Origin of the sequence: Devosia soli (assembly GCF_000970455.1) — a bacterium.
GTDB classification, from domain to species: Bacteria; Pseudomonadota; Alphaproteobacteria; order Rhizobiales; family Devosiaceae; genus Devosia; species Devosia soli.
Genome location: NZ_LAJG01000005.1, coordinates 383,491 through 403,900, shown reverse-complemented (window position 1 = coordinate 403,900; position 20,410 = coordinate 383,491). Strand labels below are relative to the sequence as shown.

Below are 20,410 nucleotides of genomic sequence, written 5' to 3'. Positions count from 1 at the left end.
ATGGCCCCGCGCGCGGGCCGCTCACTCACATCGCATGCCCGGAAATCCGGGCCAAATAGGGAATATCGGCAAAATGCTGCGTGGTTCGATTACGGCACTCATCACTCCCCTGCGCGACGGGGCCGTGGATGAGAAAGCCTTCGCCAGCTTTGTCGATTGGCAGATTGCAGAAGGCACGCACGGTCTGGTGCCTGTCGGCACGACCGGAGAAAGCCCCACCGTCAGCCACGAAGAGCATCGGCGCGTCGTCGAAATCTGCGTCGAAGTTGCCAATAAGCGCGTTCCTGTGATCGCTGGCGCCGGCTCCAATTCCACCGCTGAAGCGGTCGATCTCGCCCGCTTCGCCGAAAAGTGCGGGGCAGACGCAGTTCTCTCCGTCGTGCCCTACTACAACAAGCCGAACCAGGAAGGCCTCTTCCAGCATTTCTCGGCTGTCGCCAAAGCGATCGGCATTCCTGTTGTTCTCTACAGCGTCCCGGGACGCACGGTGGTCGATTTGACCATCGACACCATCGCCCGCCTTCGCGATGCCCATTCCAATATCATCGGCGTCAAGGATGCGACGGCCGATATGGGCCGGGCGAGCCTGCAGCGCGCCAAGTTGGGCGACGATTTCATCTTGCTCTCGGGCGAGGACATGACTGCGCTCGGCTTCAATGCCCATGGCGGCCATGGCTGCATTTCGGTGACATCCAATGTGGCGCCGCGGCTTTGCGCGGAGATGCAGGACAAGTCCCTGGCGGGCGATTATGCCGGTGCGCTTGCCGTTCAGGACAAGCTCGTCCACCTCCACAAGAACCTCTTCCTCGAGCCCAATCCAACCGCCGTCAAATATGCTGCGAGCCGCCTTGGGCTTTGCGCCAATGAGCTGCGTCTGCCGCTGGTCCCTGGTGCCAAGGCGACGGAAGAAGCGGTGGACTTTGCATTGGTCCATGCGGGCCTTATCTAAAGCTTATGGCAACTCCGAAAAACGACAAGAACAAGAATGGATGGATCAGTCACGGCCTCGTGGCTGAAAACCGACGCGCGCGCTTTGATTATGAAATCGGCGAAACTCTCGAGGCCGGTATTGTCCTGACCGGTACCGAGGTCAAGTCATTGCGCCTCGGCAAGGCGCAGATCGCCGAATCCTATGCCTCCCCGGAAAAAGGCGAGCTCTGGCTGATCAACGCCCATATTCCGGAATATCTGCAGGCCAACCGCTTCAATCATGTCGAAAAGCGCCCGCGCAAACTGCTGGTGAGCAAGAAGCAGCTCGCCCGCCTCGATCAGGAAGTTTCGCGCGCCGGCAACACCATCGTGCCGCTCAAACTGTTCTTCAACGATCAGGGCCGGGCCAAGCTGCTGATCGGCCTTGGCAAGGGCAAAAAGAATTATGACAAGCGCGCCACGAGCCGCGATCGCGACTGGAACCGCGATAAGGCGCGCATCATGAAAGAGGGCGGCCGGGGTTAGCCCAAGGCCGCTCGGGCAAGATCACTGCAGTGGCGTGATCCAGGGTTGAGGCAGCAAAGCGCTATATTCGGATGGCGGCGCGCTTCCGCCACCCCCAGACGCCATCCTCGGGCGTGAGCCGGGGAGATTTCAATAAAGATGCCGCCAGGACATCCGCGCCCCCGGGTCAAGCCCGAGGGTGAGGAGTGCTTGGGTCTGGCAGCTCAGGCCTCGGTCGGCCTCTGCACCTGCGGACGGCCCACCGTCTTTGCCAATTCAGCGACATCGAGGAAAAAGTCCGCCTGCCGGCGAAGATCATCCGAAATCATAGGCGTCGAGGTCGTCAAAGTCGAAACGACCGTGACGCGCTTGCCCTTGCGCTGCAGCGCCGCGACAAGCGCGGTGAAGTCCCCGTCGCCGGAAAAAAGGATCAGATGATCGAAATAGGGCGAGAGCTCGAGCGCATCGACGCAAAGCTCGATATCCATATTGCCCTTGATCTTCCGCCGGCCAAGCGTGTCGGTAAACTCCTTGGCAGGCTTGGTGACGACGGTGTAGCCGTTGTAGTCCAGCCAATCGATCAAGGGGCGGATGGAAGAATATTCCTGGTCCTCGACGAGGGCGGTGTAATAATTAGCGCGCAGCAGATAGGCCTTGCCGCTGAATTCGGTCAATAGCTTGCGGTAATCGATATCGATGCCGATAGCTTTCGATGTCGCATAGAGGTTGGCGCCATCAATGAAGAGGGCAATCTTTTCCCGGGGATCTACAGACATGGGTTTTGAAAAGTCTCCAATGAAATAACACAAAGTAATATCAGTTTGCCGTTCTCAAGCAAGCAGGCAGGCGGTGAACAAATCTCACCGTGCCGCAATCGGCTTAAGTTCGGTTTCCGTATATTTTGCGCGCACCGGGTAGGCAAGTGGCGCCATCGGTTATCAATGGGTTGCCAAAGCTGGTCATGCAGTATATGGCAAGGTCTTTCTCCCCCAAATTTGGAGACGTTCGTGGCCCGCGTCACCGTTGAAGACTGCATCGAAAAGGTCGACAATCGCTTCGACCTCGTGCTCATGGCCGCTCATCGTGCGCGCATGATTTCCTCCGGCGCCCAGATCACCGTCCCGCGCGACAACGACAAGAACCCTGTCGTGGCCCTGCGCGAAATCGGCGACGGCACCATCTCGCCGGATGACCTGCATGAAGACCTCATCCACTCGCTGCAGAAGTATGTGGAAGTCGACGAGCCGGAAAGCCATGCAGCTCCACTGATCGAAAGCGCCGGCGACGACGATTCGATCAACTTCGATACCATCAGCGAAGAAGAGCTTCTTCGCGGCATCGAAAGCCTGGCTCCGCCGGAGCGCCGCGACGACTAAGTCGTCCTGGCTTTGCGAGTTTGAGACACCCTCGGCGAAAACCGGGGGTGTTTTGTTTCGGACGCCGAACTTGAGGTTTAAAACCTTCCCTCAATCTATTGCCGGGCTTGTCCCGGCAATCCACCTCGCCTTCGCATGGACCACCTGGACAAGCCTCGTGGTGACGGCCGAAAATAGTGCGCGATAGATTACGAGCTTGAGCCGCTCTCGCCGTCGGCCTCGCGGGTTTTTTGCAACCCGGACTGAAACCGTCCATCCCCGCCCTTCCCATTTCCCATCAACGCGCTAAGTATGGACTGTTCCGAGAGCGGCGACTTCCATGATGCGTCAGTATGAGCTCGTTGAACGCGTTCAGGCCTATAACCCGAACGCCGACGAGCAGTTGTTGAATAAGGCCTATGTCTACGCCATGCAAAAACATGGCTCGCAAAAGCGCGCCTCCGGCGACCCTTACTTCAACCACCCTCTCGAAGTTGCAGCCATTCTCACCGAGCTCAAGCTCGACGACGCTTCGATCGCTGTCGGCTTGCTCCATGACACGGTTGAGGACACCGACGCCACGCGTGCCGAGATCGACCAGATCTTTGGCGGTGAAATTGCCACCATCGTCGATGGCCTGACCAAGATCGAACGGCTCAATCTCATGAGCCGCGAGGAAGCGCAGGCGGAAAACCTGCGCAAGCTGCTTCTTGCCATCAGCCAGGATGTCCGCGTCCTCCTCGTCAAGCTCGCCGACCGCCTGCACAATATGCGCACCCTGCAATATATGCGCGCGGACAAGCAGCAGCGCATCGCGCAGGAAACCATGGATATCTATGCCCCGCTTGCGGGCCGCATGGGTATGCAGGATATGCGCAACGAGCTTGAAGACCTCTCTTTCCGCATTCTCCAGCCCGACCACTACAAGGCAATCATCGAGCGGCTCGAGCAGCTGCAAGCCGAAAACAAGGAAACGATCGACACCATCACGCGCGAGCTCACCGAGCGGCTTGGCGCCGAGGGCATCACTGCCCGCGTCAAGGCCCGCGTGAAGTCGCCCTATTCGATCTTCTCGAAGATCCAGCGCAAGTCGATCGCGCTCGAGCAGCTTTCGGACATGATCGGTTTTCGCGTCATCGTTGGTTCGCTCGAAGAATGCTACCGCACGGTTGGCCTCATCCACACGACATGGAAAGTCGTGCCGGGGCGTTTCAAGGACTATATCTCGGTCCCCAAGCACAACGACTATCGCTCGATCCACACGACGATCGTCGGCCCAAGCCGCCAGCGTGTCGAACTGCAGATCCGCACCGAGGAAATGGACCGCATCGCCGAATTCGGCATCGCCGCCCATGCGCTCTATAAGGACGGCGCTTCGGCCAACCTCTCGCGCATCGAGAACGAATCCCAGGCATATGGCTCGCTGCGCCAATCGATCAGCCACCTGACCTCGGGCATTTCGGCGGAAGATTTCCTCGAATATACCAAGCTCGAACTGTTTCAGGATCAGGTCTTCTGCTTCACCCCGCGGGGGCGCCTGATCGCCCTGCCGCGCGGGGCGACGCCGATCGACTTTGCCTATGCGCTCCATACCGACATCGGGGATACCTGCGTCGGCGCCAAGATCAACGGTCTCATCCTGCCGCTCGTTACCCAGCTGCGCTCGGGCGATGAAGTCGAAATCCTGCGCGACCAGAACCATCGCCCGCCCAGCAACTGGATCGGCATTGCCGCTACAGGCAAGGCGCGGGCCGCCATTCGGCGAGCCGTGCGTCAGTCGTCGATGCAGCGCGCGCTGGCGCTCGGCGAACACGTGCTGAACATGATGCTCGAGCGCGAAGGCGTCATGCTCGACGACGCCGAAACCAAGACGCTGGCCGACGAACTGGGCCATCCGGGGCGCCGGGAAATGTTGATCGCAGTCGGTGAAGGCAAGGTTGGCAGCGAGGACCTCGGCAATGCGCTGGCCAAGGTCAAAGGTATCCGCAAGCGCCGCCGGAAGCTCGATCTGCCCGTGGCCGACACCGCCGACGGCTGGTTCGCCCTGCGCGCCACCAATCAGTTCAAGTTCCGCGTGCCCGGCGGCCAGAATGCGGGCCCGGCAGCCAAGGCGGCGCTGGCCCAGCTCGATTTCCATACTCCGGTCATTCTGTCCGGCGAGGGCGTGGTACCCGGCGATCGGCTGGTGGGCATTCTTGAGCCCAATGCGCCGATCACGGTCTATCCCATCCACTCGGATGCCTTGATCGAAAAGCACGATGGCGACGTCGCCTGGGTCGATGTGCGCTGGGACGTGTCGGCGACGCGGGATCAGCTCTATCCCACCGTCATATCAATGGAATCGGTGAACAAGCCCGGCTCTCTCGCCCAGATTTCCTCGGCCATCGCCTCTTGCGACGCCAACATCAACAATCTCGTCATGCGGATGATTTCGCCTGACTTCCACCAGATGATTTTCGAAATCGAAGTCCGCGATCTTGCGCAATTGACCGATGTTCTGGCAACGCTCAAGCGCAGCCCGGGCCTTTCTGCCGTCCAGCGGGCTGGTATTCGCGAGGCGAGCATGATTTCGACTCTCGAATGGGATGGCAAGATCGACAGGAGTGCGCGCCGTGAAGACTGAGGAAGTGCTGGATATTTTCCGCAAGTGCGGGGCGCTGCTCGAGGGCCACTTCATTCTCTCTTCGGGCCTGCGCTCGCCGCTGTTCCTGCAAAAGGCAAAGGTCTTTCAATACGCGGCCGAGACCGAAAAGCTGTGCAAGGCGCTGGCCGATAAGATCAAGGCCGAAGTTCCAGGCGTCACCAAGGTCGTTTCCCCAGCAATCGGCGGCATAATTCCCGGCTATGAAACCGCCCGCCAGCTTGGTCTCCCCGCGCTCTATACGGAACGTGTCGAGGGTCAGTTCGAGCTCCGCCGCGGTTTCGAGATTGCGCCCGATGACAAGGTGATCGTCGTCGAAGACATCGTCTCGACTGGCCTTTCCATCCGCGAATGCGTCGCGGCCCTGCGTGCCATCGGCGCCAATGTCGTCGCCGCCGCCTGCCTCATCGACCGCTCCGGCGGCGAAGCCGATATGGGCGTGCCGCTCGTATCGCTGATCGAGTTCAAGGTCCCCGCCTATCCGGCCGATCAACTGCCGCCGGAGCTCGCCGCTATTCCAGCGGTGAAGCCGGGGAGCCGTGGTCTTCAGGGCGTGAAGTAGCGAAGTCCACCCCCACCCAGCCCCCCCCTGAGAGGGGGAGGGGCGCTGTGGTGGTTGGCAGCAGATCGAGGCAAACACTGCCGCAATTCCTCCCCCTCCCAGTGGGAGGCTAGGTGGGGGTCCTTCAAGGAATAAAAAGAATGATCATCGGCCTCGGCTCCGACCTTATCCAGATCCATCGCATCGCTAACACGATCGAGCGTTATGGCGAGCGCTTCACCAATCGCTGCTTTACCGAGATCGAGCGGAAGAAGTCCGATCGCCGGGCCCAGCGGGCGGCGTCCTATGCCAAGCGTTTCGCCGCTAAGGAAGCGTGTTCCAAGGCGCTCGGCACCGGCCTTAGTTTTGGCGTTTATTGGCGCGACATGGGCGTCGTGAACCTGCCGTCGGGCAAGCCTACGATGAAACTGACCAATGGCGCTCTGCGCGCGCTCGAGCGTCTCATGCCCCCCGGCCACGAGCCCCATATTCACCTCACCATCACCGACGATGCCGGCCTTGCGCAGGCTTTCGTCATCATCGAAGCGCTGCCGGTTGACCCCTCGCGGGCAAGCGTCTAACGCTCTCCTCAGCGCTATCCTGGAACTGCAATGACCCAACCTGCCAACAAGTCAGTCAAGAAATCCGCCGCCAGCGAATGGTGGGATACTTTCGTGGTCATTGTCGAAGCGCTGCTGATCGCCATCGTGCTGCGCTTTTTCCTCTATCAGCCGTTTTCGATCCCGACGGCGTCCATGCAGCAGACCCTGATGATCGGCGATTACTTCGTCGCCAACAAGTTCGTCTGGGGCTACGGCAAGCATTCCTTCTCGCTCGGCCGCTACGGCGATTTCAGCCTGCTCGATTTCGAGCTGCCGATTTCCAACCGCATCCTTGGGCGCGAACCGAACCGCGGCGACATCGCCGTCTTCCGTCCGGTCCCGCAGACCCAGGAATATATCAAGCGCGTCGTCGGTCTGCCGGGCGATCGCATTCAAATGAGGGAAGGGCGTCTCTACATCAACGACGTTATGATCGAGCGCGAACTGGTCGGCACGACGACCGATACCGACAGCAATGGCGATGCCCGCGAGGTCCAAGTCTATCGCGAAACGTTCCCCGAAGGCACGACCCACATCATCCAGGAAATCTCGGACAACGCGCCGCTGGATAACACGCCGGAATATGTCGTGCCCGCCGGCCATTATTTCATGATGGGCGACAACCGCGACCGCTCCGCCGATAGCCGCGTTCTCTCTCAGGTCGGCTATGTGCCCGCCGTCAACCTGATCGCCAAGGCCGAAGCGCGCTTCTTCTCGATCAAGGATAACCTGCCGCCGTGGCAGATCTGGCAGTGGCCGGCCAATGTCCGCTGGGATCGCATGTTCGAATCCGTCTATGGCAACCCGCCATATGACACGACGGCTGCCCCGTGAGCCGGCGCGACAAAAGCCACGACCAGCTTCAGAACCGTCTCGGCCATCATTTCGCCGATCCGGATCTTCTCTCGCGCGCCTTGACCCATTCGAGCGCCGTCTCTCCGGGCAAGCGCGTCGAGCGCTCCTATCAGCGGCTCGAATTCCTGGGCGATCGCGTCCTCGGCCTCGTCGTGGCGGACATGCTTTATGCCCGCTTCCCCAAGGCTAATGAGGGCGAATTGAGCCGCACGCTCAATACGCTCGTGCGTAAGGAAACCTGCGCCATCATCGCCCGCCAGCTTGGCCTCGGACCCGAAATGATCCTGGGAGACAGCGAAGCCCGCACCGGCGGCGCGGATAAGGAAGCCATTCTCGGCGACGTCACCGAAGCCATTATCGGCGCGATCTTTCTCGACGGAGGCCTCGAACCCGCCGCCGAATTCGTCCGCAAGCATTTCGAAGAATTCATCGCCGACGGCCAGACCCACCGCGCCGATGCCAAGACGACGCTGCAGGAATGGGCGCAGGCGCGTGGCCTCGAACCGCCGACCTATGCACTCGTCGAGCGCACCGGCCCCGACCATGCTCCCGAATTCACCATCGCCATCGATCTCGCTGGTTTCGAGCGTATCTCGGCGACTGGCCCCTCCAAGAAAATAGCCGAACACAAGGCTGCCGAGGATTTCCTCAAGCGCCAGAATGTTTGGAAGGACCGCTCATGACCGACCCGATCGCGCCCGTCGATCTCGCCAATACCGCCTGCGGCTTCATCGCTCTCGTCGGTGCGCCCAATGCCGGCAAGTCGACACTGCTCAATTCGCTGGTCGGCACCAAGGTTTCCATCGTCACCCATAAGGCGCAGACCACCCGCAGCCAGGTGCGCGGCGTCCTCACCCTCGATCAGACCCAGCTCGTCTTCGTCGATACCCCCGGCGTCTTTACCCCCAAGCGCCGGCTCGATCGCGCCATGGTCGATAGTGCCTGGGGCGGGGCAGGGGATGCCGATATCGTCGCCTTCCTGATCGACGCCGACCGCGGCATCACGCCCGATATCGAACTTCTGATCGAAGGCCTCGAGAACATTCCGCACCCAAAAGTTTTGATCCTCAACAAGATCGACCAGGTAAAGCGCGAAAAGCTGCTCGAACTAGCGCAGGATCTCAACGGCCGGCTGCGTTTTGAATCGACCTTCATGCTCTCGGCCCTGAAGGGTGATGGCGTCACCGATTTCATCGACTGGTGCGTAAAGCACGTTCCCCCCGGTCCCTGGCATTTCCCGGAAGATCACCTCACCGATCTCACCATGGCCATTACTGCCGCCGAAGTGACGCGCGAAAAGCTCTTCCTCCGCGTTCACGACGAAATCCCCTATACCTCGACGGTAGAGACCGAGAGTTTCAAGATCCAGAAGGACGGCTCCTACAAGATCGACCAGGTGATCTACCTCGCCCGAGAAAGCCACAAGAAGATTGTGCTCGGCGCCGGCGGCCAGACCATCAAGGCGATCGGCGCGGAATCGCGCAAGGAACTGATGGCGATGTACGAGGTGCCGATCCACCTTTTCCTCTTCGTCAAAGTCCGCGAAAAGTGGGCCGACGATCCCGAGCGCTACCAGGAAATGGGCCTCGAATTTCCGCATGAGAAGAAGTGACTTTTATCGAGCGCGCCAAGACTTGGGCGCGCGCCATCAAGCGGGACGTGCTGACGCTTTGGATCGCTGCGCGCGACCCCCGCACGCCATGGTCGGCGCGCATTCTTGCAGCATGCGTTGCCGCTTATGCGCTATCGCCGGTTGATCTTATTCCCGATTTCGTACCTGTCCTTGGCTATCTCGATGACCTGCTTATCGTCCCGTTGGGCATCGTCCTCGTGATGAAGCTGATCCCCGACACCCTGCTTGCCGATTTTCGGATCCATGCCGCAACGATGGCTGCCAAGCCCACGAGCCGTGCCGGCTTGCTCGTCATCCTCGCCCTCTGGCTACTCGCCGCTCTTGCGCTCTTCGCCTGGCTCAACGATATCATCTGAGTCATGGAATGGACCGGTGAAGCCCTGCTGATAGGCGTCCGACGCCACGGCGAGACCAGTCTCATCGCCGAGGCCATGGTTGCCGGTCGCGGCCGCTATGCCGGTCTTGTGCGGGGCGGACGGTCTCCTAGGCTCGCCGCCACGCTCCAGGTCGGCAACACCATTCACCTTACATGGCGCGCTCGCCTTGAAGACCATCTCGGTACCTTCACCGTAGAACTCATGCAGAGCCGCGCCGCCGATCTCATGGCCGATCGCACGCGCCTCTACCTGACCCAGCTGGTCACTGAGCACCTGCGCCTTCTCCCCGAGCGCGATCCCCATGATCGCCTTCTCGGCCAGGCTCTCAACCTCCTCGACCACGCGCCCGACGGTGCCGCGCTCGCCCGCTTCGAACTCTCCCTTCTCGACGAACTCGGCTTCGGGCTTGACCTCACGAGCTGCGCCTCGACCGGCGTTACCACCGACTTGACCCACGTCTCCCCAAAATCCGGACGCGCCGTCTCCCGCGCCGCCGCCGAACCCTATCGCGATCGCCTCCTGCCGCTGCCGAGTTTTCTCCACGAGCGCGGCAATGCCTCGCCCCACGACATCCGCGACGCCTTCAAGCTTACCGGCCACTTCCTTGATCGCTACGTCTGGTCCGCCCGCCAGATCGACCAGCCCACCATTCGCGATGCGCTCGTCGATCTTCTCAGTCGCGAGCATCACTAGGCGCGCAATCCCCAAGAAATCCGCGGCTTTCCTGTCGCTTTCTGCGGCGGGCGCTATACTGCCTTCCTGATTCGTTCTCCCTGAGCATGAGCACCGCATGTCCGACGCCGATACCCTGCCACCCGCCGACGATCAGCGCATCGTCGATCTCAAGCAGGCGCTCGAAGAACGGTATCTGAGCTACGCCCTCTCGACGATCACCCAGCGTGCCTTGCCGGACGCCCGCGATGGCCTGAAACCGGTCCATCGACGCATCATCCACGCCATGCGCCTCCTGCGCCTCGATCCCGGCCAGGGTTATAAAAAATCCGCCCGTATCGTCGGCGACGTCATCGGTAAATTCCACCCCCACGGCGACCAATCGATCTACGACGCACTCGTGCGCCTCGCACAGGACTTTGCCCTCCGCTATCCCCTCGTCGACGGCCAGGGCAATTTCGGCAATATCGACGGCGATAGCGCCGCGGCCATGCGCTACACCGAATCCCGCATGACCGAAGTCTCGATGCGGCTTCTTGAAGGCATCACCGAAAACGCCATCGACTTCCGCCCCACCTATGACGGCGAAGACGAAGAGCCCGTCGTCCTCCCCTCGAATTTCCCTAACCTTCTCGCCAATGGCTCGACCGGCATCGCCGTTGGCATGGCGACCTCGGTGCCGCCGCATAACGTCGTCGAACTCTGCAATGCTGCGCTCAAGCTCATCCATAATCCCAGCGCCACGACCGAAGAGCTGATCCACGCCGATCTCTCCGCTCCGCCCAGTATGGACGACCTCGTCCGCGGCCCCGATTTCCCGACGGGCGGTCACCTCGTCGAATCCCGCTCCTCCATCGTCCTTTCCTACGAAACCGGCCGCGGCGCCTTCCGTCACCGTGCCGTCTGGCACAAGGAAGAAAAGGGCAGGGGCGTTTATCAGATCGTCGTCACCCAGATTCCCTATGGCGTGCAGAAATCGCGTCTCGTCGAAAAGATCGCCGAGCTGCTGCTCGCCAAGAAACTGCCGCTCCTCAAAGACGTACGCGACGAAAGCGCCGACGATATCCGCCTCGTCCTCGAGCCGCGCGCTGGCACGGTTGACGCGGTCATCCTCATGGAACAGCTCTTTAAGCTCACCGAGCTTGAACTGCGCTTCCCGCTCAATCTCAACGTGCTCGACAAGGGCACGACGCCTAAGGTCATGAGCCTTGCCGATGCGCTGCGCGCCTGGCTCGATCACCGCAAGATCGTTTTGGTCCGCCGCTCCGAGCACCGGCTCGAACAGATCGCCAATCGCCTCGAAGTGCTCGAAGGCTATATTGTCGCCTATCTCAATCTAGACGAGGTGATCCGCATCATCCGCGAGGAGGATGATGCGAAAAAAAGCCTGATGGCGACCTTCGACCTGACAGATAATCAGGCGGAAGCCATCCTCAACATGCGTCTGCGTTCCCTGCGCAAACTCGAGGAAATCGAACTTCGCAAGGAACACGAAAACCTAACCACCGAGCAAGGCAAGCTCCAGGCGCTGCTGGCTTCAGAAAAGAAGCAGTGGGGCGAGATCGCCAAGCAGGTCGAAGCGTTGAAAAAGGCATATCCGCTCTTTGAGGCCGATGGCGTCACCCCGCATGCCCTCGGCGCCCGCCGCACCGTTTATTTCGATGCGCCGACAGCCGACGCCGCCGAAATCACCGAGGCCTTTATCGAGCGCGAGCCGATTACCGTCATCCTCTCGGAAAAGGGCTGGATCCGCGCGCCCAAGGGCCACAATGCGCCGATCGACGAAAAGGGGTTCAAGGCCGGCGATCGCCTGAAACTGGCGCTCAACTGCGAGACCACCGATAAGCTCCTGATGCTGACGACGGGCGGCAAGGTCTATACGCTCGGCGCCGACAAGCTCCCCGGCGGCCGCGGCCAGGGGGAGCCTGTCCGCATCATGGTCGATATGGAAGAGGGCCAGGATATCGTCGCGCTCTTTGTCTATAAGCCCGGCGCCAAGCGTATTATTGCCTCCTCGGCCGGCTATGGCTTCATCGTCCCCGAAGACGATCTCATCGCCAATACCCGCAAGGGCAAGCAGATCCTCAATGTCTCACTGCCCGAGGAAGCGCGCCTCATCGTCCCTTGCGACGGCGACCGCGTCGCCACCATCGGCGAAAACCGCAAGCTCCTTGTCTTCCCCATGGCCCAGCTTGCAACCATGACCCGCGGCAAGGGCGTCCGCCTCCAGCGCTATAAGGATGGCGGCGTTTCCGACATCAAGACCTTCTATGCCGCGGATGGCCTCACCTGGACCGACAGCTCCGGCCGCACCTATTCCAAACCCACCGAAGAACTCACCGATTGGCTGAGCGACCGCGCCACTGCCGGCCGCCAGCCGCCGACGGGTTTCCCGAGGAACAATAAATTCGTTGGGTGAGGTCTCGCCCTTTCTTCATCTCTCCCTTTGGGGGAGTGGTCGGCGGATAGCGCCGGGGGAGGGGCCTTTCGTATCTCCCTTACATCGTCATTGCCGGGCTCGTCCCGGCAATCCATCTCGCCTCCGCATGGACTACCCGGACAAACCGGGGAGTGACGACGACTGATATATTTCGGCCACTCAAACTCTCACTCCAACCCCTTCCAAGGACTCGCAAAAATGATCCGCCACTGCGTCCTCGTCCGTTTCCGTGCTGAAGTAACGCAAGAGCAGCGCGCCGCGCTTTACAGCGAACTTGAATCATTGCGTGAAGTCGTTCCCGGCTTCATCGCCATGTATGCCGGCCCCAATGTGTCGCCCGAAGGCGCACACCAAGGCTTTGTCGATGGCTTCACCATGGATTTTGTCGACGAAGCCGCACGCGATGCATACCTCGTCCACCCGGACCATAAGGCCGCGGGCAGCAAACTCGTTGCCGCGCTCGAAGGCGGCCGCGATGGTCTGATCGTGTTTGATATGGTGGTGTGACCGGCAGACGCCAGTCGCATCAGTCCTCTACCCGCACCCAGCCGGCGTGGCCGCGCTGGACTTCGAGCGGACGGTACTGCGCCTTATAGGCCATCTTGGGCGAATCCTTCACCCAATAGCCGAGATAGACATAGCGCAGACCGGCAGAGCGTACCTGCGCGATATGGTCGAGGATCAGGAATGTCCCAAGGCTTCGGTGGGCGAGATCTGGATCGTAGAAGGAATAGACCATCGAAAGCCCGTCGGGCATCACATCGGTCAGCGCCACGGCAACGAGCGGTTCGTCGGGATGGTCACGCAGCCGGTATTCCACCAGCACCGACTGTACCGGCGTATCTTCGACCATATATTCGTAGTCCTGATACGACATCTGCGTCATGCCGCCGCCGGCGTGGCGGGATTCGAGATAGCGCTTGAACAGGTCGTACTGCTCGGCGGTGGCCGTCGTCGGGCGCACCGAAATCGAGAGATCCGCATTGTTGCGCAGCACCCGGCGGAAACGGCCGGAAGCCGCAAATTCCCCGGCAACGATGCGCACCGATTGGCACGCATTGCAGCCCTCGCAGGCGGGCCGGTAGATCAGGTTCTGGCTACGGCGAAATCCATTGTCGCTCAGAACATGGTGCAGTGCCGAAGCGCGGCGGCCGCTCAGGTGCGTGAACAGCTTGCGCTCCATGTGCCCCGGCAAATAGGGACATGGCATGGCCGCCGTAAGAAACAGTTGCGTGGCTTCTGGAGTCTGGTCGGTCATCGAAGACCCGTTGCTGCGATCGAACGAGTTTACCCCTCAAGCCCTTTTGCCGCAATATTTCAGTAAAATGCGGTGCGGGGCGTATTCTGCCAGTGCCGGGTCATCGGCGACCGGCGGATCATCAGCGTGCCGACCACAAGATCGTGGATCATCTGACGACGCGGTGTGAAGAGCGCGAAGAGCAGCGAAATCGGCCAGGAAATCCAGAAGGTTACCCAAAACAGCCCCGCATGGAGAATGGCCATCCAGCCATCGAGCGGCTGTCCGCGCGTCGGGGTCAGGACGATATCCATCATCTGCATGCCGATCGTGGCGCGCCGCGTCGAGCCCAACGTGGCCCCATAATAAAGGACAATAACGCCCGGCACGACGAGAAACATCGCCGCCCAAGCGAGGCCGAAGGTCAGGAAGCCGAGAATCAGCCCGACGACCGACACTGCCATCAGCAGTGCCCCGATGACGGCAAGATCGATCAGATGCGCGATGACGCGTCGCGTCAACACGCCTTCGAACAGCTCAGGCGCTGTCGATGGATCGGGAAGGTAAGGGCGGGCGTCGGCGTAATCCTGGGTCATGATCGAGAAATTGTCACGACCGCGCCGCAATGCAAGACCCAAGGCCGAGAAATGGAACAGCCGTGCCAGGACGGATGACTTGTTCGCCCTTCCGTCCTATCCTTCCCCGAGCAGGGAGGACGCGATGAGCCGGATAACGGAAGGCATGGATCGCCAATATTCCGATAGCGAAAAACTGGCGGCCCGCGCGCGACTCTCCGGTGGGTTCACAATCGCCGACGTTCCCTGGTTCACCTGGGTCGCGCGGCATCTTCCCACAGCGGCAGGCGCCAACATACTCGATGTCGGGCGTGGTCCCGCCTGGTTCTGGGAGGACGCAGTGCCAGTGCTTCCTTAAGGCCTCGATCTGACGCTTCTGGATCAGTCACCCGGCATGGTCGCGGAAGCCGAAACCCGCTGCCGTCCGCTGTCTTTCGCCAACATCGCGACGCGGGTTGCCGATGCTGCAAATCTTCCCTTTGAAGATGCCAGCTTCGATGCCGTCATCGCCATGCACGTGCTCTACCATATGGCCGATCAGGCCGCCGCCATCGCCGAATTCCACCGCGTGCTAGGGCCCGGCGGCACGCTTCTGGTCACGACAAACGGCCGCAACAACATGGCCGAACTCTATGCCCTGACCACCGTCTTCGGCAGCGCCCCACGCGATCCTGCTGGCGAAGCCTTCGGCCTCGACCGCGCACGGGACTTGCTCAAGACACAGTTCGGCAATGCTGAACTCAAGATCCACCCCGCCACCATGCGCGTCACCGATCCTGAGGTCGTCTATCTTGCCCTCACCTCGTACCCACCCGGCGATACCGCGCCGCCCGATCAACAGGCCGCCTTCCGCGCTGCAATTCAATCCGCGTTCAAAGCCGGCAACGGCGCCATCGATGTTACCAAGGAAGTCGGCTTGGTCGTCAGCCGCAAAGCCGCGTAGCGATTGAGGCGTTTCCGCTAGGCTTGGCGGGCCTTGGCGCCTATTGTCGCTCCAATCCCGCCCTTCGCGAGTCGCCCTGCCGCTCGCTGCCCCGGACCCAACCCATGTCGACCACTTCCGCGCCCCCCGCGCCGCTGACCGATCAGCCATTGCGCGGCCTTGCCCTGATTGTCGGGGCGACGCTGTTATTCGCCTATACCGACACCGCCAACAAGCTCCTGGTCACCGACTACAATGTGCCGCTGGTCATGGCCGTCCGCTATATCACCCATGCCCTGCTGATGATCGCTGTCGTCGCTCCCTTTCAGGGGCGGCGGATGATCCAGATGACGCGCCCGGCGCTTGTCATTGTGCGCGGTGGTAGTCTGGCACTCGGGTCTTTGCTCATGGGCCTGGCGCTCCAGCGGATGCCGCTCGCCGAGGCGACCGCCATTGCCTATCTCTCGCCAGTCCTCGTGATCCTGCTCTCCGGCTCTCTGCTGAACGAAGCTGTCAGCCCGGCCGCCTGGTTTGCCGCAGGTCTTGGATTTGGCGGCGTCTTGTTGATCGCTCGCCCGGGTGGCGGCCTCGATCCCCTGGGTGTAGCGCTGACACTCGGCAATGTGGTCTTTGCGACGGGCTATAATCTCCTGTCGCGCGTGCTTGCACGCACCGAGCGCACCTTGACACTCCTCTTCTACACGGCCCTTTTCGGCGCCATTATCTTTGGCATCATGCTGCCTTGGACGCTCTATGGCCAAACGCCGACTGCACTTCAGGTCGTCTTGTTTCTTAGCCTCGGCGTCTCGGCCGGGCTCGGGCACTATCTTCTGACCCAGTCTTATCGCTATGCGCCCGCCGCGATTCTCGCGCCCATGAACTATCTCCACCTCGGCTGGGCCGCGCTTTTTGGCTGGGTCATTTTCGGCCATGCGCCCGACGCCATCGCGATCATCGGCATAGCCTTGGTCGCCAGCGGAGGTATCGTCAGCGCAACCATGGCGCGCCGCCGCAGAGCGCGCGCCAGGGAAGAGGTTGCAGCAGCGCCGGAAGAAACGGTCTAGCGCCCGAGCTTCCGCGCCATTTCGAGCGCGTAATAGGTCAGGATGCCATTGGCGCCGGCGCGCTTGAAGGCCCAGAGGCTTTCGAGCACAGCTGCATCGCGGTTGATCGCGCCGGCTGCCCCGGCGAGCTCGATCATCGCATATTCCCCGCTCACCTGATAAACATAGATCGGCACGTTGAAGGCGTCCTTGGCGCGGCGCACGATGTCGAGATAGGGCATGCCCGGCTTGATCATCACGCTGTCCGCGCCCTCCGCGATATCCTGCTCGATCTCACGCAGCGCCTCGTCCGAATTGGCGTAATCCATCTGATAGGTGCGCTTGTCGCCGCGCAGCCGGCTGCCCGAACCGACCGCCTCGCGGAACGGACCATAATAGCAGGACGCATACTTGGCCGCGTAGGACATAATCTGCACGTGCTCGAACCCGTCGGCATCGAGCGCATGACGGATCGCCGCCACCCGCCCATCCATCATGTCAGAGGGGGCGATGATGTCTGCGCCAGCCTTGGCCTGCACGAGGGCCGATCTGACCATGGCCGCTACAGTCTCGTCATTGAGGATATGACCATCCCTTACAAGCCCGTCCTGCCCGTCGCTCGAATATTCGTCGAGCGCCACGTCGGCGATCAGCCCGATCTCGGGCACTGCCGATTTGATAGCGGCCAGCGCCCGGCACATCAAATTGTCCGGGTTATATGCTTCGGCCCCGTCTTCGCTGCGTAAATGGTCCGGCGTATTCGGGAAAAGCGCTAGCGCCGGAATGCCGGCATCGCGGGCCGCCTTCGCCGCCTCAACCAAAAGATCGATCGTAAGCCGCTCGACGCCGGGCATCGTCTTGATCTGTGTCCGCTCGTTCTGCCCCTCGATGACGAAGAGCGGCCAGATCAGGTCGCGCGGCAAGAGTTCGGTCTCGCGCACCATGTTCCGGCTCCACTCCGTCCGTCGCAACCGGCGCGGCCTGCGGCCCTGGAGGAAGGACATGTCGTGCTTTGGCCAGCTTTCGCTCATCGTATTATTCCTTGCTGCGTGGTCTTGGTGCCTGCCGGCGATGCGCGATCCGCAGCGGAGATGCGGAAGGCGGCGGGGCCGTGCCCACGTTGGCTGATGGGGTCTTATCAGGGGCGTCGCGCATGTCCAAGCCGCCGCTTGTCGCAGATGCCTGCGCTCGCTACTAAAGAGCCATGTTCAAGTCGCCCCAGCTCGGTCTTTATATTCGCATTGTCGCCCTTCTCAGTCTCGCGCTGGGGCTCAGCGATGCCGGTCGGCTGCTCGGCATCAATCTCGGCGAAACCAGCCCGCTCGCCGTCATGGGCCCCACCGGCTTCATTCTCCTCGGCATCTTCTCGCTATCGCGGCTTTTCGCCGGCGTCGGCCTCTGGCTCAAGGCGAGCTGGGGTGCGGTGCTGCTGGTCGGCTCGACCGGCGCCGAACTCGCGCTCTATGTCGCCGGCAGTCCCGACGTTCGCATGTCGGCCCTGGGCTTTGCCGTGCGCATCGTGCTGCTCGCGGCTATTTCGGTCATCTTTGCGCTGAGCTTCCGCTTCACCCGGCAGCAGGCCGCGGACTGACTTTGCCCGCCTCCGGATGACGAGGTGAGGGGGCTCGCCCCGTTTACACCCCGGAAAGGTTACAAGTTTATGCACCGGTGTGACGAACCGTTAAGCCAAATTCTCATTGCTTTCCAGTAAGATGCCATTAAGCGTGCTGTTTAGGGTGATCTTAGTCCGGCCGTCGTAGTTTGGCCTCATGAGATGCGAAAAATCGCACGCAGAGAAAAACAGTGAGGCACACTATGGCAATCAAATCGAACGCAGCTGAGGCACTTTCTCCAAACCGTCCGGAAGGTCTCAAGCCCCTCTATCTCGAAGCTGTCTCCCGCGTGGAGCGCCTGCACCGTCGCCTGCTCGACCTGATCAAGGATGAGTTCGACCGCATGGGTTGGGACGATATCAACCCTGTCCAGGCGCTGCTGATGTTCAACATCGGCGATAGCGAACTGACCGCCGGCGAACTGCGTTCGCGTGGTTACTATCTCGGCTCCAACGTCTCCTACAATCTCAAGAAGCTCGTCGAAACCGGCTACATCTTCCAGGAGCGCTCGCGCACCGATCGTCGTTCGGTCCGCATTCGCCTCACCCCCAAGGGCGAAGAAGTCGCGGAAGTCATCGACGAACTCTATGATCGTCACCTCAAGTCGATCGATAAGGTCGGCGGTCTGGGCGATGACGAGTTCGACAACCTCAACAAGGCTCTCGCACGCCTCGAGCGCTTCTGGGTCGATCAGATCCTTTATAAGCTCTAGGCGAAGCGCCGGCCTGCGGGTCAGCCTCGACAGCATCATCGGCCTGCCGTGCGCAGGCCGGATGGAACATAGCGAGCGGGTGTGGGCACGTGTTGCCTCCACGCCACACTCATTGCGGAGACGCCGGCCAATGGCCGGCGTTTCTTATTTGTGCCGCAAATGGGGCGCAGCCGGATTACCGAGTTTTAAACCATTTCTCGTTTTATGGACGGACGTGCCACCATGGTTCACAAGGCGTTGACCGCCGTTGTGGAGCAGGGTTTGGCAATGGTATCGCCCGAAATCGAGGCGAAGCGAATCTTGGGTGACGATATGCGGATAAATCGACGTTCCTTTATCCAGACCATGGCCATCGCCGGTGCCAGCACCGCGCTGTTGCCGACCATGGCCCGGGCGCAGGAGGGAGAGTCGATCTGGGACATGTTCGCGCGCAATCGTGTGCTGCGCGATGCGGATCAGGGCGGCGCCACTGCCGCTGCCGAAGCGCTCATTTCCACCAATGAGCCGATCCTGTCCTACGATACGGTCTACAACCTCCAGCTCGCCATTTCACAGTATGAGCCCTTCGTCGCCGCCGGCGGCTGGGAGGAAATCCCGCAGGAAGCCTATGGGCTCAACCTCGGCAAGTCCTCGCGCGCGGTCGTGGCGCTCAAGCGCAGGCTGATTTCCTCGGGCGACATGGCGCTCGTCGAAAACGTCAACGATGTCTTCGATGCTGCGACCGACGCCGGCGTTCGCGCCTTCCAGGCCCGTCACGGCCTCGTCGTCAATGGCCAGGTCGATGAAGCCACCTGGTATGCCATGGCGGTCCCGGCCCAGACGCGCCTGCAGCAGCTCTATCTCAATTACACCCGCGTCCAGAACATGGCCGCGAACCTCAACCCGCGCTATGTCGTGGTCAACATCCCGGCCGCCACCATCGAGGCGGTCAATGACGGTATGGTCGAGCAGCGACATACCGCCGTTGTCGGTCGCGTCGAGCGCGCCACCCCGATCATGGCCAGCAAGATCAGCCAGATCAACTTCAACCCTTATTGGCATGTGCCCAAGTCGCTGGTTCGCCAGGACCTGACCAAGTACATGATGGAAAACCCGAACTACCTGACCGAGCAGAATATCTTCATCTACGACGGTTCGGGTAACAAGGTTGATCCTTCGACCATCAACTGGTCCAATATCAGCGACGCCGAAGTCAATTACATGTATCGCCAGGAGCCCGGCGCCGCCAACTCCATGGGCCACTGCAAGATCAACTTCTATAATCCCTACGATTGCTACCTGCACGACACTCCGACCAAGGCGCTGTTCGGCGAAAACGCCCGCTTCCACTCCTCGGGCTGCGTCCGCGTCGATGGCGTCAACCAGCTGGTCAATTGGCTCCTGCGCGACAATGGCGATTGGGATCAGCAGAAGGTCGACTCGACCTTTGACTCGCTCCAGCGCCTCGACGTCGAGTGCAAGGCCCGCGTGCCGATCCACACGACCTACATCACGGCCTGGGCCAACCGCAAAGGCACCGTCAGCTTCCGTGACGACGTTTACAAGTTCGACGAGCAGGGCAAGGTCAGCTTCGACGCTTGATCTCATCCGTTATGGCAAATGCTCCGGTGGAGCATCTTGAGAGATCAAGGCCATAAGACTACGCTCGAATGGGACGAACACACCGACCCGCAAAATCCCCGCAGCCGCGGGGATTTTCCTTTAGGCCGCGCTACCCCAGTGGCCGCCTTCCCCGAATCCCTGCTAAGCTCTTTGTAC

General features: G+C 61.0%; 21 protein-coding genes and 1 pseudogene. 18 read left to right on the top strand and 4 right to left on the bottom strand.

Annotated elements, in window-relative coordinates:
- The first annotated feature begins 73 nt into the window (after positions 1–73).
- Positions 74–949: a 4-hydroxy-tetrahydrodipicolinate synthase gene (dapA, locus tag VW35_RS02760; protein ID WP_046141441.1), complete on the top strand. Its 876-nt coding sequence runs from the start codon at positions 74–76 to the stop codon at positions 947–949.
- A 5-nt stretch (positions 950–954) separates the two neighbouring features.
- Positions 955–1,455 (top strand): SsrA-binding protein SmpB, encoded by a 501-nt coding sequence (gene smpB / locus VW35_RS02755; RefSeq protein WP_046141440.1) that lies wholly within the window; start codon positions 955–957, stop codon positions 1,453–1,455.
- Positions 1,456–1,658: 203 nt separating this feature from the next.
- Here the strand turns inward: smpB and VW35_RS02750 are convergent, their stop codons facing one another.
- Positions 1,659–2,210, bottom strand: coding sequence for a LabA-like NYN domain-containing protein (locus VW35_RS02750; protein ID WP_046141439.1), 552 nt, complete (start codon positions 2,208–2,210; stop codon positions 1,659–1,661).
- A 231-nt stretch (positions 2,211–2,441) separates the two neighbouring features.
- Here VW35_RS02750 and rpoZ point away from each other — a divergent pair, with 231 nt between their 5' ends.
- The 11 genes from rpoZ to VW35_RS02695 all read left to right on the top strand — a co-directional run bounded on the left by rpoZ (position 2,442) and on the right by VW35_RS02695 (position 13,057).
- Complete coding sequence (gene rpoZ / locus VW35_RS02745) at positions 2,442–2,810, top strand: DNA-directed RNA polymerase subunit omega (RefSeq protein ID WP_046141702.1); 369 nt, start codon at positions 2,442–2,444, stop codon at positions 2,808–2,810.
- Between the two features lie 319 nt (positions 2,811–3,129).
- Complete coding sequence (locus VW35_RS02740; RefSeq protein ID WP_046141438.1) at positions 3,130–5,412, top strand: RelA/SpoT family protein; 2,283 nt, start codon at positions 3,130–3,132, stop codon at positions 5,410–5,412.
- Positions 5,402–5,992: an orotate phosphoribosyltransferase gene (pyrE, locus tag VW35_RS02735; protein ID WP_046141701.1), complete on the top strand. Its 591-nt coding sequence runs from the start codon at positions 5,402–5,404 to the stop codon at positions 5,990–5,992. Before VW35_RS02740 ends, pyrE begins: the two co-directional genes overlap by 11 nt.
- Positions 5,993–6,132: 140 nt before the next feature.
- Entirely contained in the window at positions 6,133–6,552 is a 420-nt protein-coding gene (gene acpS / locus VW35_RS02730; RefSeq protein ID WP_046141437.1) for a holo-ACP synthase, read from the top strand.
- 30 nt (positions 6,553–6,582) lie between these two features.
- On the top strand, positions 6,583–7,407 hold the full coding sequence (gene lepB, locus VW35_RS02725) for a signal peptidase I (protein WP_046141436.1): 825 nt from the start codon (positions 6,583–6,585) through the stop codon (positions 7,405–7,407).
- Positions 7,404–8,111, top strand: a complete 708-nt coding sequence (gene rnc, locus VW35_RS02720; RefSeq protein ID WP_046141435.1) for a ribonuclease III — start codon at positions 7,404–7,406, stop codon at positions 8,109–8,111. Before lepB ends, rnc begins: the two co-directional genes overlap by 4 nt.
- Positions 8,108–9,040 (top strand): GTPase Era, encoded by a 933-nt coding sequence (era, locus tag VW35_RS02715; RefSeq protein ID WP_046141434.1) that lies wholly within the window; start codon positions 8,108–8,110, stop codon positions 9,038–9,040. Before rnc ends, era begins: the two co-directional genes overlap by 4 nt.
- Positions 9,037–9,417: a YkvA family protein gene (locus tag VW35_RS02710; RefSeq protein WP_046141433.1), complete on the top strand. Its 381-nt coding sequence runs from the start codon at positions 9,037–9,039 to the stop codon at positions 9,415–9,417. Before era ends, VW35_RS02710 begins: the two co-directional genes overlap by 4 nt.
- A gap of 3 nt (positions 9,418–9,420) precedes the next feature.
- On the top strand, positions 9,421–10,131 hold the full coding sequence (gene recO / locus VW35_RS02705; protein ID WP_046141432.1) for a DNA repair protein RecO: 711 nt from the start codon (positions 9,421–9,423) through the stop codon (positions 10,129–10,131).
- 97 nt (positions 10,132–10,228) lie between these two features.
- Positions 10,229–12,529: a DNA topoisomerase IV subunit A gene (gene parC / locus VW35_RS02700; RefSeq protein WP_046141431.1), complete on the top strand. Its 2,301-nt coding sequence runs from the start codon at positions 10,229–10,231 to the stop codon at positions 12,527–12,529.
- Between the two features lie 219 nt (positions 12,530–12,748).
- A complete protein-coding gene (locus VW35_RS02695) occupies positions 12,749–13,057 on the top strand; it encodes a Dabb family protein (protein WP_046141430.1) in 309 nt (102 codons plus the stop codon).
- 19 nt (positions 13,058–13,076) lie between these two features.
- Here the strand turns inward: VW35_RS02695 and VW35_RS02690 are convergent, their stop codons facing one another.
- A complete protein-coding gene (locus VW35_RS02690; protein WP_046141429.1) occupies positions 13,077–13,808 on the bottom strand; it encodes an arginyltransferase in 732 nt (243 codons plus the stop codon).
- Positions 13,809–13,867: 59 nt separating this feature from the next.
- Complete coding sequence (locus VW35_RS02685; RefSeq protein ID WP_052951447.1) at positions 13,868–14,413, bottom strand: RDD family protein; 546 nt, start codon at positions 14,411–14,413, stop codon at positions 13,868–13,870.
- A gap of 94 nt (positions 14,414–14,507) precedes the next feature.
- Here VW35_RS02685 and VW35_RS02680 point away from each other — a divergent pair.
- Positions 14,508–15,305: pseudogene (locus VW35_RS02680) on the top strand (class I SAM-dependent methyltransferase).
- A 104-nt stretch (positions 15,306–15,409) separates the two neighbouring features.
- A complete protein-coding gene (locus VW35_RS02675; protein WP_046141699.1) occupies positions 15,410–16,348 on the top strand; it encodes a DMT family transporter in 939 nt (312 codons plus the stop codon).
- On the opposite strand, the gene hemB is transcribed toward VW35_RS02675, so the two are convergent.
- Positions 16,345–17,358, bottom strand: coding sequence for a porphobilinogen synthase (hemB, locus tag VW35_RS02670; RefSeq protein WP_046141428.1), 1,014 nt, complete (start codon positions 17,356–17,358; stop codon positions 16,345–16,347). The two genes, VW35_RS02675 and hemB, sit on opposite strands and share 4 nt — an antisense overlap.
- Positions 17,359–17,531: 173 nt before the next feature.
- Between hemB and VW35_RS02665 the strand changes: the two genes are divergently transcribed.
- The 3 genes from VW35_RS02665 to VW35_RS02655 all read left to right on the top strand — a co-directional run bounded on the left by VW35_RS02665 (position 17,532) and on the right by VW35_RS02655 (position 20,233).
- Positions 17,532–17,918 (top strand): DUF6163 family protein, encoded by a 387-nt coding sequence (locus VW35_RS02665; RefSeq protein WP_046141427.1) that lies wholly within the window; start codon positions 17,532–17,534, stop codon positions 17,916–17,918.
- A 224-nt stretch (positions 17,919–18,142) separates the two neighbouring features.
- Positions 18,143–18,652, top strand: a complete 510-nt coding sequence (gene ldtR, locus VW35_RS02660; RefSeq protein WP_046141426.1) for a transcriptional regulator LdtR — start codon at positions 18,143–18,145, stop codon at positions 18,650–18,652.
- A 267-nt stretch (positions 18,653–18,919) separates the two neighbouring features.
- Entirely contained in the window at positions 18,920–20,233 is a 1,314-nt protein-coding gene (locus tag VW35_RS02655) for a L,D-transpeptidase family protein (RefSeq protein ID WP_161796845.1), read from the top strand.
- Positions 20,234–20,410 lie beyond the last annotated feature (177 nt).

Bases quoted from the DNA above. Each gene is read 5' to 3' on its own strand.
- era (WP_046141434.1), top strand. From the start codon at position 8,108: ATGACCGACCCGATCGCGCCCGTCGATCTCGCCAATACCGCCTGCGGC.
- recO (WP_046141432.1), top strand. From the start codon at position 9,421: ATGGAATGGACCGGTGAAGCCCTGCTGATAGGCGTCCGACGCCACGGC.
- hemB (WP_046141428.1), bottom strand. From the start codon at position 17,358: ATGAGCGAAAGCTGGCCAAAGCACGACATGTCCTTCCTCCAGGGCCGC.
- smpB (WP_046141440.1), top strand. From the start codon at position 955: ATGGCAACTCCGAAAAACGACAAGAACAAGAATGGATGGATCAGTCAC.
- VW35_RS02695 (WP_046141430.1), top strand. From the start codon at position 12,749: ATGATCCGCCACTGCGTCCTCGTCCGTTTCCGTGCTGAAGTAACGCAA.
- VW35_RS02665 (WP_046141427.1), top strand. From the start codon at position 17,532: ATGTTCAAGTCGCCCCAGCTCGGTCTTTATATTCGCATTGTCGCCCTT.
- VW35_RS02675 (WP_046141699.1), top strand. From the start codon at position 15,410: ATGTCGACCACTTCCGCGCCCCCCGCGCCGCTGACCGATCAGCCATTG.
- VW35_RS02690 (WP_046141429.1), bottom strand. From the start codon at position 13,808: ATGACCGACCAGACTCCAGAAGCCACGCAACTGTTTCTTACGGCGGCC.
- VW35_RS02740 (WP_046141438.1), top strand. From the start codon at position 3,130: ATGATGCGTCAGTATGAGCTCGTTGAACGCGTTCAGGCCTATAACCCG.
- dapA (WP_046141441.1), top strand. From the start codon at position 74: ATGCTGCGTGGTTCGATTACGGCACTCATCACTCCCCTGCGCGACGGG.
- VW35_RS02750 (WP_046141439.1), bottom strand. From the start codon at position 2,210: ATGTCTGTAGATCCCCGGGAAAAGATTGCCCTCTTCATTGATGGCGCC.
- acpS (WP_046141437.1), top strand. From the start codon at position 6,133: ATGATCATCGGCCTCGGCTCCGACCTTATCCAGATCCATCGCATCGCT.
- ldtR (WP_046141426.1), top strand. From the start codon at position 18,143: ATGGCAATCAAATCGAACGCAGCTGAGGCACTTTCTCCAAACCGTCCG.
- lepB (WP_046141436.1), top strand. From the start codon at position 6,583: ATGACCCAACCTGCCAACAAGTCAGTCAAGAAATCCGCCGCCAGCGAA.
- parC (WP_046141431.1), top strand. From the start codon at position 10,229: ATGTCCGACGCCGATACCCTGCCACCCGCCGACGATCAGCGCATCGTC.
- VW35_RS02655 (WP_161796845.1), top strand. From the start codon at position 18,920: ATGGTATCGCCCGAAATCGAGGCGAAGCGAATCTTGGGTGACGATATG.